This is a genomic window from Phenylobacterium sp. P4_E10 (assembly GCF_056401675.1).
Genome location: NZ_JBFUIW010000008.1, coordinates 30843 through 50992, shown reverse-complemented (window position 1 = coordinate 50992; position 20150 = coordinate 30843). Strand labels below are relative to the sequence as shown.

Annotated in this window: 21 protein-coding genes; 10 read left to right on the top strand and 11 right to left on the bottom strand. The window is 68.4% G+C overall.

The annotated features are described in order from the left end of the window. Nucleotides 1-5: 5 nt before the first annotated feature. The gene (fzlA, locus tag AC1DQJ_RS11145) at nucleotides 6-692 is read left to right on the top strand and encodes an FtsZ-binding protein FzlA (RefSeq protein WP_477603203.1); all 687 of its coding nucleotides are present in this window, start codon (nucleotides 6-8) and stop codon (nucleotides 690-692) included. Then, the gene (queG, locus tag AC1DQJ_RS11140; protein ID WP_477603201.1) at nucleotides 673-1818 is read left to right on the top strand and encodes a tRNA epoxyqueuosine(34) reductase QueG; all 1146 of its coding nucleotides are present in this window, start codon (nucleotides 673-675) and stop codon (nucleotides 1816-1818) included. Before fzlA ends, queG begins: the two co-directional genes overlap by 20 nt. 31 nt (nucleotides 1819-1849) lie before the next feature. Here the strand turns inward: queG and katG are convergent, their stop codons facing one another. From katG to AC1DQJ_RS11115, 5 genes are all read right to left on the bottom strand, one after another. Further along, nucleotides 1850-4057, bottom strand: a complete 2208-nt coding sequence (gene katG, locus AC1DQJ_RS11135; RefSeq protein ID WP_477603199.1) for a catalase/peroxidase HPI — start codon at nucleotides 4055-4057, stop codon at nucleotides 1850-1852. Nucleotides 4058-4190: 133 nt separating this feature from the next. Then, nucleotides 4191-4829 carry a glutathione S-transferase family protein gene (locus tag AC1DQJ_RS11130; protein ID WP_477603197.1) on the bottom strand — a complete coding sequence of 213 codons (639 nt, stop codon included), beginning with the start codon at nucleotides 4827-4829 and terminating at the stop codon, nucleotides 4191-4193. Continuing rightward, entirely contained in the window at nucleotides 4829-5647 is an 819-nt protein-coding gene (locus AC1DQJ_RS11125) for a crotonase/enoyl-CoA hydratase family protein (RefSeq protein WP_477603195.1), read from the bottom strand. Before AC1DQJ_RS11125 ends, AC1DQJ_RS11130 begins: the two co-directional genes overlap by 1 nt. 11 nt (nucleotides 5648-5658) lie before the next feature. Continuing rightward, nucleotides 5659-6567 (bottom strand): glutathione S-transferase family protein, encoded by a 909-nt coding sequence (locus AC1DQJ_RS11120; RefSeq protein WP_477603193.1) that lies wholly within the window; start codon nucleotides 6565-6567, stop codon nucleotides 5659-5661. An 83-nt stretch (nucleotides 6568-6650) separates the two neighbouring features. Beyond that, nucleotides 6651-8075: an MFS transporter gene (locus AC1DQJ_RS11115; protein ID WP_477603191.1), complete on the bottom strand. Its 1425-nt coding sequence runs from the start codon at nucleotides 8073-8075 to the stop codon at nucleotides 6651-6653. A gap of 218 nt (nucleotides 8076-8293) precedes the next feature. On the opposite strand from AC1DQJ_RS11115, the gene AC1DQJ_RS11110 reads away from it, so the two are divergent. Both AC1DQJ_RS11110 and AC1DQJ_RS11105 read left to right on the top strand, forming a co-directional pair. Beyond that, on the top strand, nucleotides 8294-9445 hold the full coding sequence (locus AC1DQJ_RS11110) for a saccharopine dehydrogenase family protein (protein ID WP_477603189.1): 1152 nt from the start codon (nucleotides 8294-8296) through the stop codon (nucleotides 9443-9445). Further along, on the top strand, nucleotides 9442-10536 hold the full coding sequence (locus AC1DQJ_RS11105) for an NADH:flavin oxidoreductase (protein ID WP_477603187.1): 1095 nt from the start codon (nucleotides 9442-9444) through the stop codon (nucleotides 10534-10536). Before AC1DQJ_RS11110 ends, AC1DQJ_RS11105 begins: the two co-directional genes overlap by 4 nt. A gap of 58 nt (nucleotides 10537-10594) precedes the next feature. Here AC1DQJ_RS11105 and AC1DQJ_RS11100 read toward each other — a convergent pair whose 3' ends face one another. Both AC1DQJ_RS11100 and rfbC read right to left on the bottom strand, forming a co-directional pair. After that, on the bottom strand, nucleotides 10595-11416 hold the full coding sequence (locus tag AC1DQJ_RS11100) for an acyl-CoA thioesterase (RefSeq protein ID WP_477603185.1): 822 nt from the start codon (nucleotides 11414-11416) through the stop codon (nucleotides 10595-10597). Nucleotides 11417-11432: 16 nt separating this feature from the next. After that, nucleotides 11433-11987, bottom strand: a complete 555-nt coding sequence (rfbC, locus tag AC1DQJ_RS11095; protein WP_477603183.1) for a dTDP-4-dehydrorhamnose 3,5-epimerase — start codon at nucleotides 11985-11987, stop codon at nucleotides 11433-11435. A 30-nt stretch (nucleotides 11988-12017) separates the two neighbouring features. Here rfbC and AC1DQJ_RS11090 point away from each other — a divergent pair, with 30 nt between their 5' ends. Continuing rightward, entirely contained in the window at nucleotides 12018-13082 is a 1065-nt protein-coding gene (locus AC1DQJ_RS11090) for a glycosyltransferase family 2 protein (protein ID WP_477603181.1), read from the top strand. Here AC1DQJ_RS11090 and argE read toward each other — a convergent pair. Then, the gene (gene argE / locus AC1DQJ_RS11085) at nucleotides 13042-14223 is read right to left on the bottom strand and encodes an acetylornithine deacetylase (RefSeq protein WP_477603179.1); all 1182 of its coding nucleotides are present in this window, start codon (nucleotides 14221-14223) and stop codon (nucleotides 13042-13044) included. The two genes, AC1DQJ_RS11090 and argE, sit on opposite strands and share 41 nt — an antisense overlap. 92 nt (nucleotides 14224-14315) lie before the next feature. Between argE and purU the strand changes: the two genes are divergently transcribed. The 4 genes from purU (at nucleotide 14316) to AC1DQJ_RS11065 (ending at nucleotide 17449) form a co-directional block, all read left to right on the top strand. Further along, nucleotides 14316-15158, top strand: a complete 843-nt coding sequence (purU, locus tag AC1DQJ_RS11080; RefSeq protein ID WP_477603177.1) for a formyltetrahydrofolate deformylase — start codon at nucleotides 14316-14318, stop codon at nucleotides 15156-15158. Nucleotides 15159-15225: 67 nt separating this feature from the next. Further along, nucleotides 15226-16059, top strand: a complete 834-nt coding sequence (locus AC1DQJ_RS11075; RefSeq protein WP_477603175.1) for an EamA family transporter — start codon at nucleotides 15226-15228, stop codon at nucleotides 16057-16059. A gap of 61 nt (nucleotides 16060-16120) precedes the next feature. After that, nucleotides 16121-16942, top strand: a complete 822-nt coding sequence (locus tag AC1DQJ_RS11070; RefSeq protein WP_477603173.1) for an enoyl-CoA hydratase-related protein — start codon at nucleotides 16121-16123, stop codon at nucleotides 16940-16942. 57 nt (nucleotides 16943-16999) lie between these two features. Beyond that, on the top strand, nucleotides 17000-17449 hold the full coding sequence (locus AC1DQJ_RS11065) for a DUF2214 family protein (RefSeq protein ID WP_477603171.1): 450 nt from the start codon (nucleotides 17000-17002) through the stop codon (nucleotides 17447-17449). Here AC1DQJ_RS11065 and AC1DQJ_RS11060 read toward each other — a convergent pair whose 3' ends face one another. Then, nucleotides 17450-18247, bottom strand: coding sequence for an SDR family NAD(P)-dependent oxidoreductase (locus AC1DQJ_RS11060; protein WP_477603169.1), 798 nt, complete (start codon nucleotides 18245-18247; stop codon nucleotides 17450-17452). 2 nt (nucleotides 18248-18249) lie between these two features. Beyond that, nucleotides 18250-18813 (bottom strand): carboxymuconolactone decarboxylase family protein, encoded by a 564-nt coding sequence (locus AC1DQJ_RS11055; protein ID WP_477603167.1) that lies wholly within the window; start codon nucleotides 18811-18813, stop codon nucleotides 18250-18252. A gap of 150 nt (nucleotides 18814-18963) precedes the next feature. On the opposite strand from AC1DQJ_RS11055, the gene AC1DQJ_RS11050 reads away from it, so the two are divergent. Beyond that, complete coding sequence (locus AC1DQJ_RS11050; protein WP_477603165.1) at nucleotides 18964-19485, top strand: DUF1993 domain-containing protein; 522 nt, start codon at nucleotides 18964-18966, stop codon at nucleotides 19483-19485. A gap of 148 nt (nucleotides 19486-19633) precedes the next feature. On the opposite strand, the gene AC1DQJ_RS11045 is transcribed toward AC1DQJ_RS11050, so the two are convergent. Then, nucleotides 19634-20143 carry an FKBP-type peptidyl-prolyl cis-trans isomerase gene (locus AC1DQJ_RS11045; protein ID WP_477603163.1) on the bottom strand — a complete coding sequence of 170 codons (510 nt, stop codon included), beginning with the start codon at nucleotides 20141-20143 and terminating at the stop codon, nucleotides 19634-19636. Between the last annotated feature and the right edge of the window lie 7 nt (nucleotides 20144-20150).

Below are 20150 nucleotides of genomic sequence, written 5' to 3'. Positions count from 1 at the left end.
GTCTCATGAGTCTCGACCTCACCCTCCACCACTTCCCGCTCGACCCGGCTTCTCGCCAGGTCCGCCTCGCCCTGGGCGAGAAGCGCCTGCCGTTCGCCGAAGAGCAGGTTCGCTATTGGGAGCGGCCCGCCGCCCTGGTGAAGATGAACGCCTCGGGCCTGACCCCGGTGCTGGTCGCCTCCGACGGCCGCGACCAGCTGATCCTCTGCGAGAGCCGGGCGATCCTCGACCACCTGGAAGAGATGCATCCCGAGCCGCCGCTGCTGGGCCGCGACCCGGCCGAACGGGCCGAGGCTCGCCGCCTGCTGCAATGGTTCGACCGCAAGTTCGACTACGAGGTCGGCGGTTTCCTGCTGCACGAGAAGATGGAGAAACGGCTGCTCGGCCTCGGCGCCCCCGACCTGGCCGCCATGCGCGCCGGCCGCGAGGCGCTTCGCGCCCACCTGGTCTATGTCGAGGGCCTGCTGGCCAGCCGCGAGTGGCTGGCCGGACGCCGGCTGTCGCTGGCCGACTTCGCCGCCGCCGCCCACCTCTCGGTCATCGACTATTTCGGCGATGTGCCCTGGCGGGACTTCCCGGCGGTCAAGACGTGGTACATGAAGCTGAAATCGAGGCCGTGCTTCCGGCCGCTGCTGGCCGATCGCTGGCCCGGCCTCGCGCCGGCGCCGCATTATGACGATCTCGACTTCTGATCTCCTCGACCTAAGACCGACTCCCGCCGACCTGATCCGAGCGCGGGCCGCCGAGCTCGGCTTCGATGTCTGCCGCATCGCCGACGCCCGCGCCGAGTGGGAGGCCAGCGCCCGCCTGCACGAATTCGTCGAGGACGGCCGCCACGGCGAGATGGGCTGGATCGAGGAAACCGAAGACCGCCGCCGCCATCCGACCGCCATGTGGGACGCCGCCCGCTCGGCGATCATGCTCGGCGTCAACTACGGCCCCGACCACGACCCGCTACAGGCGCTGGCCGAGCGCGATCGCGGCGTGATCTCGGTCTACGCCCAGGGCGACGACTATCACGAGCTGATCAAGGGCCGGCTCAAGCAGTTGGCCGGCTGGCTGGTGTCGCGTTTCGGCGGCGAGCTGAAGGTGTTCGTCGACACCGCGCCCTTGATGGAAAAGCCGCTGGCCGAGCGCGCCGGCCTCGGCTGGCAGGGCAAGCACACCAACCTGGTCAGCCGCGAATTCGGCTCCTGGCTGTTCCTCGGCTCGATCCTGACTGAGCTCGACCTGCCCCCCGACGGACCGAGCGGCGGGTCCTGCGGCCAGTGCCGCGCCTGCCTCGACATCTGTCCGACGAACGCCTTCCCCGCGCCCTACCAGCTCGACGCCCGCCGCTGCATTTCCTACCTGACCATCGAGCTGAAGGGGCCCATCCCGGCGCAGTTCCGGCCCGCCCTCGGCAACCGCATCTATGGCTGCGACGACTGCCTGGCGGTCTGTCCGTGGAACAAGTTCGCCGCCCAGTCGCGCGAGCAGCGGCTGCACGCCCGCGACGCCCTGCGCTCGCCCACCCTGGAAGACCTGGCCGCGCTCGACGACGCGGCCTTCCGCGCCCTGTTCGCCAAGAGCCCGGTCAAGCGCATCGGCCGCGACCGCTTCGTCCGCAATGTGCTCTACGCGATCGGCAACTCCGGCGCGCCCGCCCTGGCGGCCAGCGCCCGGCGCCTGCTTGACGATCCCGCGCCGGTGGTCCGCGGCGCCGCCGTCTGGGCGCTGTCGCGGCTGCTGACCCCCGACGCCTTCGCGGCCCTGCGCGCCGCGGCCGCCGAGTCTGATCCCGACGTCCTTGCCGAGTGGCGGGCCGAGGCGGCATAGGGCGAGCCTGCCGGCCCGCCCGTCCGCGCGATCACGCCAGGTCGAAGCGGTCCAGGTTCATCACCTTGGTCCACGCCGCCACGAAGGCGTGGACGAACGCCTCCTTGGCGTCGTCGGTCGCATAGGCTTCCGACAGCGCCCGCAGCTGCGAGTTCGAGCCGAAGATCAGGTCGACCCGCGAGCCGGCCCACGTCTTCTCGCCGCTGACGCGGTCGGTGGCCTCGAAGACGTCGTCGGAGTCGTCCGCCGCCGCCCACTTCATGGTCATGCTCGCATTGAGCAGGTTCACGAAGAAGTCGTTGGTCAGCGTCCCTGGCCGGTCGGTGAACGCGCCCAGCTTGGAGCCGCCGACATTGGCGCCCAGCACCCGCAGGCCGCCGAGCAGCACGGTCATCTCCGGCGCGCTGAGCGTCAGCAGATGGGCGCGGTCGAGCAGCATCTCCTCGGCCGAACGCGTCTGGTCGCCGCTGGTGAAGTTGCGGAAACCGTCGACCTTCGGTTCGAGCACCGCGTAGGAGTGCGGGTCGGTCTGGTCCTGCGAGGCGTCGGTGCGACCCGGCGTGAAGGGGACCTTCACGTCATAGCCCGCGGCCTTCACCGCCTGCTCGACGGCCGCGCAGCCGCCCAGCACGATCAGGTCGGCGATGGACACCTTCTTGCCGCTGGCTTGCGCGGCGTTGAACGCGCCCTGGATCGCTTCGAGCTTCGCCAGGACGTCGGCCAGTTCTTCCGGCTCGTTGACCGCCCAATCCTTGGCCGGCGCCAGGCGGATGCGCCCGCCGTTGGCGCCCCCGCGCTTGTCCGAGCCGCGGAACGTCGAGGCCGAGGCCCAGGCGGTGGCCACCAGCCGGCCGGTCGACAGGCCCGAGCCCACGATCTGGGCCTTGAGCGCGGCGATGTCGGCCTCGTCGACCAACGGGTGATCGAGCGGCGGGATCGGATCTTGCCAGAGGCGCGGCTGGGCCGGCACTTCCGGGCCGAGCAGCAGGGCGTAGGGGCCCATGTCGCGGTGGGTCAGCTTGTACCAGGCCTCCGCGAACGCTGTGGCGAACTCGTCCGGGTTCTCGTGGAACCGCCGCGAGATCCGCTCGTAATTCGGGTCGAACCGGAGGGCCAGGTCCGTGGTCAGCATGGTCGGCGCGTGCCGCTTGGTCGGGTCGTGGGCGTCGGGGACGGTGTCCTGCGCCTCGGGGTTCTTCGGCTTCCACTGATGCGCGCCGGCCGGGCTCGCGGTCAGCTCCCACTCGAACCCGAACAGGTTCTCGAAGAAGTTGTTGTCCCACTTGACCGGGTCTTTGGTCCACGCGCCCTCGAGGCCGCTGGTGATGGTGTGGACGCCGGAGCCGTCGCCGAAGCTGTTGCTCCAGCCCAGGCCCTGCAGCTCGACGCCCGCGCCTTCCGGCTCGGGGCCGACATACTCGTCCGGCTTGGCCGCGCCGTGGGTCTTGCCGAAGGTGTGCCCGCCAGCGATCAGGGCGACGGTCTCCTCGTCGTTCATCGCCATCCGAGCGAAGGTCTCGCGGATGTCGTGCGCCGCCGCGACCGGGTCGGGCTTGCCGCTCGGCCCCTCGGGATTGACGTAGATCAGGCCCATCTGGACGGCGGCCAGCGGATGGGCGAGGTCGCGCTCGCCGCTGTAGCGTTCGTCGCCCAGCCACTCGCGCTCGGGGCCCCAGAAGATGTCGTTCTGCGGTTCCCAGACGTCCTCGCGGCCGCCGGCGAAACCGGCCGTCCTGAAGCCCATCGATTCCAGCGCGCAGTTCCCGGCCAGGATCAGCAGGTCGGCCCAGGAGAGCTTCTGCCCGTACTTCTGCTTCACCGGCCACAGCAGCAGACGGGCCTTGTCGAGGTTGGCGTTGTCCGGCCAGCTGTTCAGCGGCGCGAAGCGCTGGGCGCCGTCCCCGCCGCCGCCCCGGCCGTCGGCCACGCGGTAGGTGCCGGCGCTGTGCCAGGCCATCCGGATGAACAGTGGACCATAGTGACCATAGTCGGCCGGCCACCAGGGCTGCGACTTGGTCATCAGGTCGAAGATGTCTTGCTTGACCGCCTTGAGGTCGAGGCTGCGGAACGCCGCGGGGTAATCGAAATCGGAGGCCATCGGACTGCCCGACGGCGGGTTCTGGTGGAGGACCGAGAGGTCCAGCTGGTTCGGCCACCAAAGCCGGTTGGTCATACCGAACAGGACAGCTCGGCCGCTCACCTTGCCGCCGTCCATCGGACATTTGTTTTCGGCGTCCATGCGTACCTCCCTTGATCAGATCTTGGTCGACCCTGATCTCGTGAGATGACACCCGTGTGGATGCACAGTCCAATCGATTGACTATTCGATATCGATAGATTTTTCCTCTGGCAGGTTGATGCGGGCTGCGGTGCTAAACCTGCCAGTCGGGCGGGCTATCGGCAGCCTGCGCCGCCTTGGCCCGCTGCAACGCCGGACGCTCTTGCAGCCGCGCCCAATAGGCGGCCACCGCCGGACTGAACCGCGCGCTCAGGCCGATTGTCGAGGCCAGCAGCAGCGCATAACCCACCGAGATGTCCGCCGCCGTGAACCGTCCCGCGCAAAGATACTCTTGCGTTTCCAGCGCCTTATCGACCGCCCGCAGCCGCGCCATGAACCAGCGGGCGTAGTCCTCGGCGACCTGCGGATTGCGCCGTTCCTTGGGCTCCAGCCGCGTGTAGCGGAGCACCAGGGTCTGCGGAAAGGTCAAGGTCGCCTCGCCCAGATAGAGCCAGTTCAGCCACGACCCGTAGGCGCTATCGTCAGTCGGCACGTTCAACGGCCCGCCGTGCCGAACGGCCAGGTACTGAAGAATGGCCGAGGACTCGGTCATCTTCGTCTCGCCGTCGACGAAAAACGGGATGGTCCCGAGCGGGTTGATCTCCAGGTACTCGGGCGCCAGCACCCGCGGCGGAAACGGCAGCAATTTCAAATCGTAGGGAACGCCCAGCTCCTCCAGGGCCCAGAGGGCCCGGAAGGAGCGCGCGTCCTGGCAATGGAACAGCGTGACCATCAATCGGCGTAGACCGCGGCGCGCTTCTGCATGTTCGACATCACCGCCTCGACCTGGTTGGGCGAACCGATCAAGGCCGCCTGCTCGTCGCTCTCGGCCTGGAGGATGGCGTGCTGATCGGCGTCGGCGACCATGTCCAGCAGCCGCTTGGCGCCGCGGATCGCGGTCGGGCTCTTGCCGGCGATTTCCGCCGCCAAAACAAGGGCCTCGGCCCGCGGATCGGCGCAGACCCGGGTGGCGATGCCCAGCCGCGCGGCCTCCTCGCCCTCGAAGATGCGGCCCGTGTACGTCAGCTCCCGGGCCACGTCGTCGCGCACCAAGCCCTTCATCAGCACCATGCCGGCCATGTCCGGCACCAGGCCCCACTTGATCTCCATCACCGCCATGCGGGTGTCGGCGGTGACGAAGCGCAGGTCCGCCGCCAGGGCCAGCTGGAGGCCGCCGCCGAAGGCGACGCCGTGCACTGCGGCAATGACCGGGACCGGCTGCTCGCGCCAGACCATCACCGCATGCTGCGCGCGGTTGGAGCCGCCGGCCGTGCGCTTGGGGGTCAGCAGCGACTCGCCCGTCGAGGACTGGCCGCCGCTGCGCTCGCCTGAGGCCATCTTGCCGAAATTGCCCATGTCGAGCCCGGCGCAGAAGGCCCGGCCCTCGCCCGACAGCACGATGGCGCGCACGCCCTTCTCGGTCTTCAGCCGCTCGCCGGTCTCGATCAGAGCCGAGAACATGGCGTCGTCCAGGGCGTTCATCTTGTCGGTGCGGACCAGGCGGACATCGGCCACGCCGTCCTTCAAACTCACCGTGATACGGTCTTCCATGGGGCGCTCCTTCAGGCCTTGCCGACGATGTAGCCGGCGCGTGGGAAATGGATCTGGGTCTCGCCAAGCTCCGGGCTCGTGCGGGCGATGACGACACGGTCGGGCGTAGCCGCCACCAAGGTTCCGGCGACCAGGTCACGGCCATAGTCGTCGGCGCAGACGGTCACCGCGGTTCCGGGCGACAGGCCCAAAGGATCGGCCGCGTCATTCGCCGGCGCGGGCCCGGGGGCAGCCTCCTTGGCCGCCGCCAGCGCGTCCGCGCCGCTGATCTCGCGCCGCTGGCCGTGGCCGATGGCGGACACTCGGCCGCGCCAGGCCTGGGTCCGCGGCAGGCCAGCCAGCAGTTCGTCGGCCAGTCCGGGCAGATTGCGGGCGAGGAACCAGATGTTCATGTAGGCGGCGATGTCCGCCAGCCCCGGCGTCTCGCCCGATAGCCAGTCGCCGCCGGCCAGCCCCGCCTCGATCCAGGCCGCTTGCGCCCGCCATTGGGGGCGCATGAAGCCCGCCGCCGCCTTCATGGCCTCGACGTTGAACGGCCGCCCCGACAGCTTCTCGCGATCAGCGATGAACTCCGGCGTGGTGGCGTCGCCCAGCTCCCCGAAGATGATCGGCACGGTGACGCCGAAGAACTGCCGGTCGGCCCAGAAGTTGACCGCCCAGTCGGCGCCGAACACCGCGCGCGGGGTCGGCGTCCGCGCCTCGATCTCGGCCAGGATCACCTGGGTGTCGCAATAGATGTCGGCCCCGATCTGCAGCACCGGGATGCGGCGGTAGCCGCCGGTCAGCGGGGTCAGCTCGGGCTTGGGCATGATCACCGGAGCCTGGACTGAATCCCAGGCCAGCCCCTTGAGTCCCAGCATCAGCCGCACCTTCTCGGAGAACGGCGAGGTGTCGTAGTGATGAAGGATAATCCCGCTCATCGGCGTCTCCTCAGCCGGCCTCTTGGCGGGCCGCAGAGCTTACGCTGTCACGGATCGCTCGCGTCGCCCATGGTGACCTCGCGTCAGCCCTTTCCCTCCTCGGCCAGAACCGGGATCGGCGGCTCGACGCCGAAGGTCTCGAGGATCGGCGCCTCGGCGTAGAGTGCGTCTCGCCGCTCCAGTTGGGCGCGAATGTCGGCGTGCTTGTGCGCGTCGAGCTTCCAGCCCAGCACGCAGGCGCCGCCAAGCATGACGAACACGATCGGGCCGACGATGAAGGCCAGCTCCAGCCCGAAGATCGCTTCCGTCGTGTTGCCCCCGGCCGCGCGGTAGCCGATCTGGGCCAGCAGCGGGAAGGTCAAGCCGATCGCGAAGGCGGAGGCGATCTTGTTGGCCAGCGAGTTCAGCGCATAGATCAGGCTCAGCCGTTCCTGACCCTGCTCCAGCCGCACCTCGTCGGCGACGTCGGCCAGCATGGCGCGGATCATCAGGTCGAAGCCGGCGGCCATGAAACCGCACCAGAACATCACCGGGATGGCCATCAGTACATTGCCCTTGGGCAGGGCCATCACGGCGCAGAGACCCAGCGAATAGGCCGTCGTGGTGACCATCAAGGTGCGGTGCTTTGAGAACCGCATCGCCAGTCGCGCGGTCAGCGGCGCGCCGACGATGCCGGCGATCACATAGACCAGCAGCAGGCCCGAGGCCTGCTCGGCAGTGAAACCGCGGGAGTCCTTGAAGAAGAACATGTAGAGCGCGCTCATCCAGCCCGGCCCCAGGGTCAGGGCCATCTGCGCCATGAACAGCCGCAGCAGGTCGGGCTTCAGCAGCAGGCTAAGATAGTCCTTGAGCGCGAAATGGCCGTGCTCGGCCTTGGCGACATGCTCGGGGGTGCGCAGGCAGACCAGAGCCACCACCACCGGGATCAACGCGAAGATGAACCAGCCCATGCCCCGCACGCCCTGGGCCTCGCTCCAGCCGATATGGGCGGCGACGATCGGGATCAGCAGCACGATGACCGCGCCGATCACCCCAGCCGCGGCCAGCACCCCGAACACCCGTGAGCGCTGGTGGTACTCGGTCGCCAGGGTCGCGGCCCAGGCGGAGTGGCCCAGGCCGAGGATCGAATTGCCGAGGTAGAAGATCAGCAGCCAGGCGATCAGATAGGCTGTGCCTATGCCCGGCGGCGCCTCGAACAACGCATAGACCGCGGCCATTAGGATCGGTCCGCCGATCATCACCCAGACCCGGTAGCGACCGAACTTGGTGCGGGTGCGGTCCATGACCAGCCCCAGCACCGGGTCCACCCCGATGTCGAGCAGCCGCACGATGGCGAAGGCCGCGCCGATCGCCGCCAGATTCACGCCCAGGTGCGCGGCGAAATAGGGAGGGATGTAGACCGCGACCGCCACCGCCAGAGCCCCCAGCGGCAAGGCCAGGGTCGAAAACGACAGCACCATTGGGCTTGAAAGCGGCCGAGGGCCGGCGGCCGGCGCGGCTTGAGTCACTGCTGGTGCTCCCTGTGCGTGCGCCGGCTCGGGCCGCGTCGTTGGTGTCATTGATGACCCTGGGCGGGCTGGAGGCAAGCTCCGAGCGCAGCGTCGCCGCGACAAAATCAGCTCGAACGCCGTTCGACACGCGTCGAATTTAAAACACGCGTTTGCATGGCGGCCGGCTTCTGGGCAAGGTCGCGGCAACCCAAACAGGGACCAGGGAGAGAAGCGCCATGAACCCGGCCGCCGAATTCGACATCATCGTCTATGGGGCCACCGGCTTCACCGGCCGTCTGGTCGCCGAGCACCTGGCCGAGCGCTACGGCGTCGGCGGTGAGGTGAAGTGGGCCATGGCCGGCCGCAGCCTCGACAAGCTGCAGGCGGTCCGCGACGAGATCGGCGCACCCAAGGACACGCCCCTGGTCGTCGCCGACGCCGGGGACCCGGCCTCGGTCAAGGCGATGGTCGAGCGCGCCAAGGCGGTGCTGACCACCGTCGGCCCCTACCAGCTCTACGGTTCGGACCTGGTCGCCGCCTGCGCCGCGGCCGGGACCGACTATCTCGACCTATCCGGCGAGCCGAACTGGATGGCTGAGATGATCGTCGCCCACGAGGCGGCGGCGAAAGCGTCGGGCGCGCGCATCCTGTTCTCCTGCGGCTTCGACTCGATCCCGTTCGAACTCGGCGTCTACTTCGCGCAGCAGACCGCCAAGCAGAAGCTCGGGGGCGTCGTGCCCCGCGTGAAAGGCCGGATGCGCAAGCTGAAGGGCGGCCTCTCGGGCGGCACGGCAGCCAGCGGCCGCGCCACCATGGCGGCGATCCAGAAGAATCCGGCGCTGTTCGCGCTGATGGTCGATCCGTTCGCCCTGACTCCCGGCTTCAAGGGCCCCGAGCAGCCTGCGGGCAACACGCCCGAGCGCGACGAGGACCTTGGCGCCGAGGTCGGCCCGTTCATGATGGCGGCCATCAACACCAAGAACGTCCACCGCTCGAACCTCCTGCAGGGCCACGCCTACGGGAAGGACTTCGTCTATGACGAGATGGCGGTGATCGATCCGGCCGCTCCGGCCAGCTTCGCGCTCGAGGAGGGCGGCGGCCCGCAGCCCGGCGAGGGCCCCAGCAAGGAAGAGCGCGAGACCGGCTTCTACGACGCCGCCTTCATCGGCGTCGCCGCCGACGGCCGCAAGGTCATCGTCTCGGTGAAGGGCGACAAGGATCCCGGTTACGGCTCGACCTCGAAAATCATCGCCGAGACCGCCATATGCCTGGTCAAGGAAGCCCCGGACGTCCCCGGCGGCATTTGGGTGCCCGGCGCGGCGCTGGGCGACAAACTTGTCGCCCGCCTGCAAAAGAACGCCGGCCTTTCGTTTGAGGTTGAAGCATGACCGACCTGTTCGCCCCGCTGAGCTTCACCCGCGGCCCGGCCATGAAGAACCGCTTCATGCTGGCCCCGCTGACCAACCTGCAGAGCCATCCGGACGGCACGCTGTCCGATGACGAGTTCCGCTGGCTGACCTACCGCGCCGAAGGCGGCTTTGGCCTGACCATGACTTGCGCCGCCCACGTCCAAGCGGTCGGCCAGGGCTTTCCAGGTCAGCTCGGCGTGTTCGGCGACCAGCACCTGCCCGGCCTCGCCCGCCTGGCCGAGGCGATCAAGGCGGCCGGCAGCGTGGCGGCGATCCAGTTGCACCACGCCGGCATGCGCTCGCCCAAGGAGCTGATTGGCCAGGCGCCGGTCTGCCCGTCGGAAGACGCAGACACCGGCTCACGCGCCCTGACCCTGACCGAGGTCGAGCAGCTGCGCGACGACTTCATCGCCGCCGCAGTGCGCGCCGAAAAGGCCGGCTTCGACGGCGTCGAGCTACACGGCGCCCATGGCTATGTGATCTGCCAGTTCCTTTCGCCGACCATCAATCGCCGAACCGACCGCTACGGCGGCTCGCCGGAGAACCGCGCCCGGCTGCTGCACGAGATCATCGCCGGGATCCGCGGCGCCTGCCGTCCTGACCTCACCCTCGGCGTCCGCTTGTCGCCCGAACGCTTCGACCTGCAGCTGGCCGAGATCCGCGACCTCGCCCAGTCGCTGATGAGCGAGGGCCAGATCGACTATCTCGACATGTCGCTGTGGGACGTGGGCAAGGAGCCGATCGAGGAGGCGTTCCAGGGCCGCAGCCTGATGTCCTACTTCACCGAGCTCGACCGCGGGAACGTCCGCCTGGGCGTGGCCGGAAAGATCATGAACGCCGCCACCGCTCGCGAGTGCCTGGAGAACGGCGCCGACTACGTGTTGATCGGCCGCGCCGCGATCCTACACCACGACTATCCGCAAAAGGTCGCCGCCGACCCAGACTTCGTCCCCGTCGCCCTGCCGGTCACCCGCGAGCATCTGGCCAATGAGCTGCTGAGCCCGACCTTCATCCAGTACATGAACAGCTGGAAGGGGTTCGTCGTGCAGCCCGAGACAGTCTCGCACTAAGGACCGGCCGTCCCGGACAGCCGCTACGCGGCGTCCGGGATGACACTTGAATTTGGCCCTACCGATAGCGGATCAGGGCTTCCTGCGTCGCCGAGGCCACCAGCTTGCCCGACGGGTCAAAGATCGAGCCGCGGTTGAAACCGCGTCCGCCCGATGCCGAGGGGCTGTCCTGCACATAGAGGTGCCACTGGGTGAAGTCGCTGGGGTGGTGGAACCAGAGGGCGTGATCGAGGCTGGCGACCTGCAGCCGCCCCTCGCTCCACGGGATTCCGTGCGGGCGAAGCGAGGTGTCCAGCAGGGTCATGTCGGTGGCGTAGGCCAGTGCGCACTGGTGGATCATCGGGTCCGAGCCCAGCGGATTGCGCGCGCGGAACCAGACCGCATGGTTCGGGTCCATGACCGGCGCCGTGCCGTAGGGCGGCGGATCGACGGGGCGCACCTCGACCGGCCAGGTCCGGCGCTGCTCGGTCTCGCCGCCGGCCGCACGCAGCTGATCCTCGTCCATGAGCCCCTCAGGGCCCGGCGCCGGCGGCATCTCGATCTGGTGCTCCAAGCCGCCTTCCGGGACCTGGAACGAGGCCGAGAGGTTGAAGATCTGCTGTCCATGCTGCAGGGCCGTGACCCGGCGCATCGAGAAGGTGCCGCCGTCGCGCACCCGCTCAACCTTCAGCAGGATGGGGATCTTGGGGTCGCCGCCCCGGATGAAGTAGGCATGCATCGAGTGGCAAACCCGGCCGTCGATGGTGCGATAGGCCGCGGTCAGGGCCTGGGCCACCACCTGGCCGCCATAGATCCGCCGGGTCTCGCCCGGGGGCGTATGGCCGCGGAACATGTCGAGGTCGATCGCCTCGATATCGAGAATGCGAACCAGTTCACTCATGTCAGCACAATCGTCGTCAGAACGCCGGGATCGGCATGTCCTTGAGCCGCGGCGCCACCCGGTCCTTGTCCGATAGGACCGCCTCGCCGCTGAACGGCCAGTCGATCCCCACGTCCGGGTCGTTCCACAGCAGCGCGCCCTCGGTCTGCGGCGCATAGAGGCCGTCGACCTTGTAGAAGAGCTCGCAATTGTCGGTGAGGGTGCAGTAGCCGTGCGCGAAGCCCCGCGGCACCAGCAGCTGCTCGCCGCCCTCGGCGGTCAGTCTCGCGCCCACCCACTGGCCGTAGGTCGGCGAACCGGCGCGCACGTCGACGGCGACGTCGAAGATCTCGCCGCGCAGCACCCGCACCAGCTTGGCCTGCGGATGCGGCGATTGCTGGAAGTGCAGGCCGCGCACGGTCCCGGCCTTGGCGTTGAAGGCCTGGTTGTCCTGCACGAAGTCGTGGTCGATCCCGGCCTCGGCCAGGGCGCGACGGCTCCAGGTCTCCGCGAACCAGCCTCGCGCATCGCCATGGCGCTTGGGCGTGATAAGCAGGACTTCAGGGATTGAAAGCGGCGTGATCGACGTCATGGCTGCCCGCAAGTTGGAAACCGCCACCGCATGAACGACCGCGCGCAGGAACACAAGTCGCCAGCGCTGCTCGATCCCGTGATCCGTCCCGTCAGCGTCACCGTCTGCGTCATTGCGTACAATTCCGGGCCGACCCTGCGGACCTGCCTCCAGCGGCTGGACTCACAGAGCTTCCGCGACTTCGAAGTGCTTGTGATCGACAACGCCTCGCCCGATCCCGGCGACCGCGCCATCGCCCGCGAGTTCCCCTCTGTGCGTCTGGTCGAAAATGCCGAGAACCTCGGCTTCGCCGGGGCCGGCAACCAGGCCGCGCGGCTGGCCGCCGGCCGCTGGTTCGTGCTGCTCAACCCTGACGCCTACGCCGAGCCGGACTGGCTGGAAAAGCTGGTCGACGCCGCCGCACGCCATCCGCAGGTCCGCTCGTTCACCTCGCGCCAGGTGATGGCCGAGGACCCGGCCCGGCTCGATGGCCTCGGCGATGTGATGTCGGGCTACGGCATTCCCTATCGCGGCGGCTACCTCGCCGTCGATCCGGGGGACACCCCAGAAGGCGAGGTGTTCTCGCCCTGCGGCGCTGCGATGATGATCGACAGGGAGCTGTTCCTGCAGCTTGGCGGTTTCGACGAGTTCTTCTTCTGCTACTCGGAGGACGTCGATCTCGGCTACCGGCTGCAATTGGCCGGCGAGCCGACCCTGCTGGTCCCGGCCGCCAGCATCCAGCACGTCGGCTCGGCCTCCAGCGGCGGCCGCAAGTCGGAATTCGCCGTCTTCCACGGCACCCGCAACCGCTTCTATGTGGTCTACAAGGATACGCCCTGGCCACTGCTGCCGATCGTCGTGCCTCTGCACCTGCTTGGCGTCGCCTACATCTCCAGTCGTCGCGAGAACTGGCCGCACGCCCACATCGTCTGGAGGGCGTTCAAGGAGTCGCTGAAAGGCCTGCCGACGGTGCTAAAGAGCCGCAAGGCGGTTCAGACGGCCCGCCGCGCCTCGAGCCTGGCGATCGCCAGGGCCATGACCTGGAATCCCAAGGACCTGACCGGCAGACGTCCGGTCATTCGCCCGTTGCGGCCCAGTCGATCAGCCGCGCCATAAAGGCGCCGCCGCGCTCCATCTGTGCGCGCTCGACATACTCGTTGGCCTGGTGCGCCTGGTCGATGGAGCCGGGACCGCAGATCACCGTCGAGAAGCCGGCCTGCTGGAACTGCCCGGCCTCGGCCGCGTAGGGCACCACCCGCGCAGGGCCGTTGTCGCCAGCCAGCCGCCGAGCGAAGGCCTCGGCCGCGCCGTCCTGCTCGGGCGAGAGCGGCGGCGTTCCCGACCTCTGGACGATCTTGGCTCCCGCCTCCGGGAACAGCGCCTTCAGCCGCGTATCCAGCGCCTCCACCTCGTCGATGAACGGCGCAAGCGCGGCAAGCGGGTCCTGCCCGGGCGGGCAGCGCAGGTCGAACTGGAAGGCGCACTCCCGCGCCAGGATGTTGCCCGCCGTGCCGCCGTGCAGCAGGCCGACAGTCAGGGTCGCGTGCTTAGGCATGAAGGCCGAAGTCGGATTGGCGCTCTCCTCCAGCCGCCGGGCCAGCGCCTTCAGCGAGGCCAGCAGCGGGATCGCCTCCATGATCGCCGAGACCCCCAGATGAGTCTGGCTGGAATGCGCCTCCTTGCCGTTGACCGTCACCGTGAAGGTCGAAATGCCCTTGTGACCGCTGACCGCCACCATGTCGGTCGGCTCGCCCACCACCACCAGGGCCGGGCGCGGCAGCTCCTTGGCGATCACCGCGATCATGTCCGGCGCGCCGAGGCAGCCGATCTCCTCATCATAGGAGAAGGCCAGGTGCACCGGCCTCTTCGGATCAGCGGCGACCAGGTCCGGCGCCGCAGCCAGCGACAGGGCCAGGAACCCCTTCATGTCGCAGGTCCCGCGGCCGTATAGGCGCCCGTCATCCTTCGGGGTCAGCACGAACGGATCGGTGACCCAGGCCTGGCCGTCCACCGGCACCACGTCGGTATGGCCCGACAGCACCACCCCGCCCTCCACCGCCGGGCCGATGCTGGCCAGCAGGTTGGACTTGGTCCCGTCGTGGTTGGGCACCCGCCGGTGCGGCACGCCATGCTCGTCCAGATAGGCCTCGACCCATTCGATCAGGACCAGGTTCGACAGCCGCGAGGTGGTGTCGAAGGCGATCAGCTTGCCCAGGATGTCCAGGGCGCGGGCGGTGAGGATTTCGGCGGACGACATGGCGCGACCCTATCCTTGGGTCCGGCGCCTCTCCAAGCCGGATCGCCAGAAAGCTTGACGTATCGCCCGTGATTGCGCCCTTGAGCGCCATCATGATCCTGACCCTCTCCTGTCCTGACCAACCGGGCATCGTCGCGCGCGTCTCCACCTTCCTGTTCGAGCGCGGCGCCAACATCCTCGACGCCCAGCAGTACGACGACCAGGAGACCGGCAAGTTCTTCATGCGCGTGGTGTTCGACGCCAAGGGCGCGGACCCGATCGCCCTGCGCGCCGACTTCGAGGCGCTGGCCAAGGGCTTCTCGATGCGCTGGACGCTCCGCGACCCGAAGATCAAGCGCAAGGTCATGATCCTGGCCAGCCAGCAGGACCACTGCCTGGCCGACCTGCTCTATCGCTGGCGGCGCGGCGAACTGCCGATGGAGATCGCCGCGGTGGTCTCCAACCACCCGATCGAGACCTACGCCAATCTCGACCTCTCCGACGTGCCCTTCCATCACCTGCCGGTCACTCGCTCGACCAAGCTCGAACAGGAAGCGGCGATCTGGAAGCTGATCCAGGAGACGCAGGCCGAACTAGTGGTCCTCGCCCGCTACATGCAGGTGTTGTCCGACGGCCTCGCCGCCAAGCTGGAAGAGCGCTGCATCAACATCCACCACTCGTTCCTGCCGGGCTTCAAGGGCGCGCGGCCCTATCACCAGGCGCACGAGCGCGGGGTGAAGGTCATCGGCGCCACCGCCCACTACGTCACCGCCGACCTCGACGAAGGCCCGATTATCGAGCAGGACGTCGAGCGCATCAGCCACCGCGACACTCCCGCCGCCCTGATCCGCAAGGGCCGCGACATCGAGCGCCGGGTGCTGGCCAGAGCCGTGCGCTGGCGGCTGGAGGATCGGGTGCTGCTGAACGGCGCCAAGACCGTGGTGTTCACGGACTGATCAAAGTTCCACTCACCCCGGCGAAAGCCGGGACCCAAGCCTCGCCCGAAACCGCTAAGCTCGCCCCATGACCCTCAGCGTCTTCGCGATCGTGCTGCTGGCGGCGTTCCTGCACGCCAGTTGGAACGCCATCGTCAAGGGCGCGAGCGACAAGCTGCTGACCACCGTGCTGGTGGCCGCCGGCTCGGCGGTGATCGCCATCGCCGCCCTGCCCTTCGTCCCGCAGCCGAGCCTGGAAAGCTGGCCCTATCTGGGCGTTTCGGCGGCGCTGCAGCTGGGCGCCTACCTGCTGCTGGCCAGCGCCTATCGCGGCGCCGACATGAGCCAGATCTATCCGCTGATGCGCGGATCCGCTCCGCTGCTGGTGGCGCTTATCGGGACCTTCGCGCTCGGCGACCACTTGCGCCCGACGGCCTGGATCGGGGTCGCCCTGATCTGCGGCGGCGTGCTCAGCCTGGCGCTCGGCGCCCATCGCGGCAACGCCGCGGGCGTGCGTTCAGCGCTGATCAGCGCCGTGGTCATCGCCGCCTACACGCTGATCGACGGGATCGGCGTGCGGCTTTCGAACGCCGCGGTCGCCTACAACCTCTGGCTCTGCCTGCTGACCGGCGCACCGCTGCTGGTCTGGGCGCTGGCCCGGCGTAGGGTCGAGTTCCTGGCCTATGCGCGCAGCAACTACCTCTACGGCGCGGTCGGCGGGTTCGGGACCCTCGCCGCTTATGGCCTGGCGCTCTGGGCGATGACCAAGGCGCCGGTGGCCGCGGTCGCCGCCCTGCGCGAGACCTCGATCCTGTTCGCGGCGATCATCGCGGCCCTGTTCCTGGGCGAGAAGATCACCCCCGTGCGGCTGCTGGCCTGCCTCATCATCGCGCTTGGCGCGGTCACGCTGCGGCTGGCCTGAAGCCGCTGGACTGCCACGGCGTAAAGGGCCGACCCTCGCCTAAAACCTAGGGAGGACCGTCATGGCCGAAGAGCCGATCCTGCTGACCGACGACCCCGCGCCGCACGTGCGCCGCATCACCCTCAACCGCCCCGCCAAACGCAACGCCCTCTCCAACGCTTTGCGCGCAGAGATCTTCGCGGCCCTGGAGGCCGGCGACGCCGATCCCGAAGTCCGGGTGATGATCATCCGCGGGGCCGGGACTTGCTTCTCCTCCGGCTACGACCTGGCCGGGGTCGGCGAGCTGCCCTGGCATACGGCGGGCGCCCAGGGCCAGTGGGCGCGCCACGTGGTCGAAGGCTGCTTCAAAGTCTGGGACCTGGCCAAGCCGGTGATCGCGCAGGTGCACGGCTGGTGCCTGGCCGGCGGCTCCGAGCTCGCCGTGGCCTGCGACTTGGTCTACGTCGCCGAGGACGCCCAGATCGGCTACCCCGCGGTGCGCACCATGAGCCCGCCGGACAACCACTACCATGTCTGGCTGATGGGCATGCGAGCGGCCATGGAGCAGATGCTGACCGGCGACTCGATCGACGGAAACGAGGCGGTCCGCCTCGGCTTCGCCAACCGCGCCCATCCCGCAGAAGAGCTGGAGGCCGCGGCGCTGGCCATGGCCGAACGCATTGCCAAGCTCGACCCGGAGCTCGCCCAGCTCAACAAGCGCCTGGTTCACCGCCAGATGGAGGTGATGGGCATGCGCCAGGGAATCCGCGCCGGGACTGACCTGCACGCGCTGGGCTGGCACACCAAGGCGTCGCGCGACTACATGGCCAAGATGCGCGAAGGGGTCACAGCCGCCCTTACCGAACGCGACGCCAAGTTCGCCGACTATCGCGAGAAGAGTTAGTATTTACATTGTAAGACAACAGCGTCACTGTCGGCTTCGCAATCATGGAGCGCGCCCGTGACCGACCTAGTTCTCGCCATTGTCCACCACCTGCTGGTGTTCAGCCTCGCCGCAATCCTGGCCGCCGAGCTGGCCACGATCCGGCCGGGCCTGTCGGGCGTCGGCCTGCGTCGGCTGGGGATCGTCGACATGCACTACGGGCTGATCGCGGCGCTGATCCTCATCGTCGGCTTCGCCCGCGTCTATATGGGCGTCAAAGGCCCGGAGGCCTATCTCGGCAACTGGGCCTTCTGGGCCAAGATCGGCGCCTTCGTGGTCGTCGGCCTGCTCTCGGCGCCGCCGACCGTCCGCATCCTGCAATGGCGCAAGCGCGCCCGCGCCGAGCCCGACTTCGCCCTCACCACGACCGAGGTGAAAGCCGTCCGTCCCTACCTGATCGCTGAAGTCGCCGTCTTCGCCCTGATCCCGGTCTTCGCCGCGATGATGGCGCGGGGGATCGGTCAGTAGCTATCCGATCCGGCTCGACATGCCGCCGTCCACGAACAGCACCGTGCCGGTGATGAACCGCGACTCGTCGCTGGCCAGGAACAGGGCCGCATAGGCGGTGTCCCAGGCGGTCCCCATCTGGCCGCCGAGCGGCACCCGGGCGTTACGGGCGTCGCGCACCGCCTGCTGCTCCTGACCGCTGGCCTGGGCGATGCCGGCCACCGCCATCGGCGTGTCCAGCAGCCCCATGGCGATGGCGTTGCAGCGCACCCCCTTGGAAGCGTTCGCCTGGGCCACGCTGGTGGTCAGCCGGTTCACCGCCGCCTTGGAGATCTCGTAGGCCGCCTGGGCGCCGCCTGCGACCGAGGCCAGGGAGGAGATGTTGACGATCGAACCGCGTCCCTGTTCGCGCAGGGTCGGCAGGAAGGCCTTCGACACCTGCCAGGCGCCCTTCAGGTTCACCGCCATGATCCGGTCGAAGGCGTCTTCGGTCAGCTTGTGAGCCGGTCCGTCGCCACCACCGCCGATCCCGACATTGTTGACCACGATGTCGATGCGTTCGAACCGCGCCCTGGCCGCCTCGAGCATCGCCGCGCAGTCATCGGCGCGGATGATGTTCGCCGCGAAGGCAGCGGCCTTGCCGCCCTCGGCCGCGATCATTGAGGCGGTCTCTTCCGCCCGCTCGATCAGCCGGTCGACGCAGAGCACATCGGCGCCCTCACGAGCGAACAGCAGTGCGATGGCGCGGCCATTGCCGACCGTCTCGCCGGGCGTCTGGCCCGCCCCGACGACCACGGCCGTCTTTCCTTGGAGCCGCATGGTCAGAAGCCCTTCAGGTCGGGATCGAGGGTCTGGCCGACATCCAGCTGCACTCCGAACGAGTTCAGGATCATCGACACCTGGGTGTACTGGCCAGCGGTGAACACCACGTCCATGCACTGCTTGTCGGTGAAGTGCGCCTTCAGCGCCGCCCAGGTCGGCTCGGTAATGAACTGGTCGTGGTGCAATTCGTCCGAAGCCCGCAGCAGCGCCTGATCGGCCGCGCTCCAGCCGCCGGCGTCGGCGCCGCCTTTGATCTTGGCCACCTCGTCGTCGGTCAGGCCGGCCCGGACGCCGATCGGCACGTGCTGTGTCCACTCGTAGCCGGACTTACAGAGATAGCCGATGCGCAGGATCACGATCTCCCGCTCTCGCGGCGGCAGGTCGTTCTTCTTGGACAGCACGTAGTTGCCCCAGGCGAGGAAGCCTTTGGCCGCCTTCGGCGCCGTGACCATCGTCCGAAAGATGTTCAGCACCCGGTCGCCCATCGGCGCCAGGATTTCCTTTTGCTCGTCGTTGAGCGCAGCGTCCTGGACCGGCGCGATCCGCGGCTTGGTGAGGCGCATGTGGCGTTTCCCTTGTCTTGGTTGGCAGGCAGCAAACAGGCGCCGGCCGTCCGGCGCAAGGCTCGAGCTAGCGAGCCGAAAACCGCTGGCGTCGGTTGGCGAGGCGACACAGATTGGCGCCCCAACCAGAACAATCATTAGGGGCCGTCCATGGCGATTTCACTCTACGACGTCAGCGTCGCTTCGTTCCTGCAGACCGTCGGCGGCGTCGCCGGCTTCCTGGAGCGCGGCCTGGCCCATTGCCAGGACAATGGGATCGACCCGCAGGAAATCGTCACCTCGCGCATGGCCGACGACATGTTCGACTTCCGCTTCCAGGTGATCTCGGTCGCTCACCACTCGCTCGGCGCCATCGAAGGCGTGAAGGCCGGCGTCTTCTCGCCCGGCGGCGACCAGAGCGTTCAGGACTATCAGGGCCTGATCGCGCTCATCAAAGACACCCAGTCCAAGCTGCAGGCGATCACCCCGGACGAGATCAACGCGTTCGAGGGCAGGGACGTCTTCTTCGAATTCCGCGGCACCAAGATCCCGTTCGTCGCCGAGAACTTCCTGATGTCGTTCTCGACGCCGAACCTGCACTTCCACGCCACCACCGCCTACGACCTGCTGCGCTCGCGCGGCGTGCCGATCGGCAAGCGCGACTACATGGGTCAACTGCGGATGAAGCTCTAGCGGCGGACAAGATGCTCCCCCACTGGGGAGCTGTGGGCCGATGGCCGACTGAGGGGGACTTTGACCGAAGCTCGTAGGAGCGTCCCCCTCCGTCTCGCCGCCTAGGCGGCGATCCACCTCCGCCTGTGGGGGAGGATCTGCGTCGGTCTTAGCCCTGGCCGATGCGCCCTGGGGCCGGCAGCACGTCGATCAGTTCGATGCGGAAGATCAGCACGCTGTTGGGCGGGATCTCGCCGCCGCCCGCGCCTTCTTCGCCATAGCCCATAGCCGGCGGCACGAAGAGCATCCACTCGTCGCCCGGCCGCATCAGCTGCAGAGCTTCCTTCCAGGCCGGGATCAGGGCCGGCAGCGGCATGGCCGCCGGCTGGCCGCGCTCGTAGGACGAATCGAACACCTTGCCGCTGACCAGCTTGCCTTCGTAGTGGACCTTCACCTCGTCCTCGGCACCGGGCTTCAGGCCGGTGGCCGGACCCGAACGGACGATCTTGTACTGCACGCCCGAGGGCAGGGTCTGGATGCCGGGCGCCTTGGCGTTGGTCGCCATGAAGGCCTTGGCCTCCGCGGCGGACTTGGCCAGCTGGGCCGGGTCGGCGGCGGGTCCGCCGCGATTGCAGGCGGCCAGAGCCAGTGCGGCGAGAACGATCAGGATGCGCTTCATATTGGGT

Coding starts and splice junctions, on each gene's coding strand:
- fzlA (WP_477603203.1), top strand. CDS start 6: ATGAGTCTCGACCTCACCCTCCACCACTTCCCGCTCGACCCGGCTTCT.
- queG (WP_477603201.1), top strand. CDS start 673: ATGACGATCTCGACTTCTGATCTCCTCGACCTAAGACCGACTCCCGCC.
- katG (WP_477603199.1), bottom strand. CDS start 4,057: ATGGACGCCGAAAACAAATGTCCGATGGACGGCGGCAAGGTGAGCGGC.
- AC1DQJ_RS11130 (WP_477603197.1), bottom strand. CDS start 4,829: ATGGTCACGCTGTTCCATTGCCAGGACGCGCGCTCCTTCCGGGCCCTC.
- AC1DQJ_RS11125 (WP_477603195.1), bottom strand. CDS start 5,647: ATGGAAGACCGTATCACGGTGAGTTTGAAGGACGGCGTGGCCGATGTC.
- AC1DQJ_RS11120 (WP_477603193.1), bottom strand. CDS start 6,567: ATGAGCGGGATTATCCTTCATCACTACGACACCTCGCCGTTCTCCGAG.
- AC1DQJ_RS11110 (WP_477603189.1), top strand. CDS start 8,294: ATGAACCCGGCCGCCGAATTCGACATCATCGTCTATGGGGCCACCGGC.
- AC1DQJ_RS11105 (WP_477603187.1), top strand. CDS start 9,442: ATGACCGACCTGTTCGCCCCGCTGAGCTTCACCCGCGGCCCGGCCATG.
- AC1DQJ_RS11100 (WP_477603185.1), bottom strand. CDS start 11,416: ATGAGTGAACTGGTTCGCATTCTCGATATCGAGGCGATCGACCTCGAC.
- rfbC (WP_477603183.1), bottom strand. CDS start 11,987: ATGACGTCGATCACGCCGCTTTCAATCCCTGAAGTCCTGCTTATCACG.
- AC1DQJ_RS11090 (WP_477603181.1), top strand. CDS start 12,018: ATGAACGACCGCGCGCAGGAACACAAGTCGCCAGCGCTGCTCGATCCC.
- argE (WP_477603179.1), bottom strand. CDS start 14,223: ATGTCGTCCGCCGAAATCCTCACCGCCCGCGCCCTGGACATCCTGGGC.
- purU (WP_477603177.1), top strand. CDS start 14,316: ATGATCCTGACCCTCTCCTGTCCTGACCAACCGGGCATCGTCGCGCGC.
- AC1DQJ_RS11075 (WP_477603175.1), top strand. CDS start 15,226: ATGACCCTCAGCGTCTTCGCGATCGTGCTGCTGGCGGCGTTCCTGCAC.
- AC1DQJ_RS11070 (WP_477603173.1), top strand. CDS start 16,121: ATGGCCGAAGAGCCGATCCTGCTGACCGACGACCCCGCGCCGCACGTG.
- AC1DQJ_RS11060 (WP_477603169.1), bottom strand. CDS start 18,247: ATGCGGCTCCAAGGAAAGACGGCCGTGGTCGTCGGGGCGGGCCAGACG.
- AC1DQJ_RS11055 (WP_477603167.1), bottom strand. CDS start 18,813: ATGCGCCTCACCAAGCCGCGGATCGCGCCGGTCCAGGACGCTGCGCTC.
- AC1DQJ_RS11050 (WP_477603165.1), top strand. CDS start 18,964: ATGGCGATTTCACTCTACGACGTCAGCGTCGCTTCGTTCCTGCAGACC.
- AC1DQJ_RS11045 (WP_477603163.1), bottom strand. CDS start 20,143: ATGAAGCGCATCCTGATCGTTCTCGCCGCACTGGCTCTGGCCGCCTGC.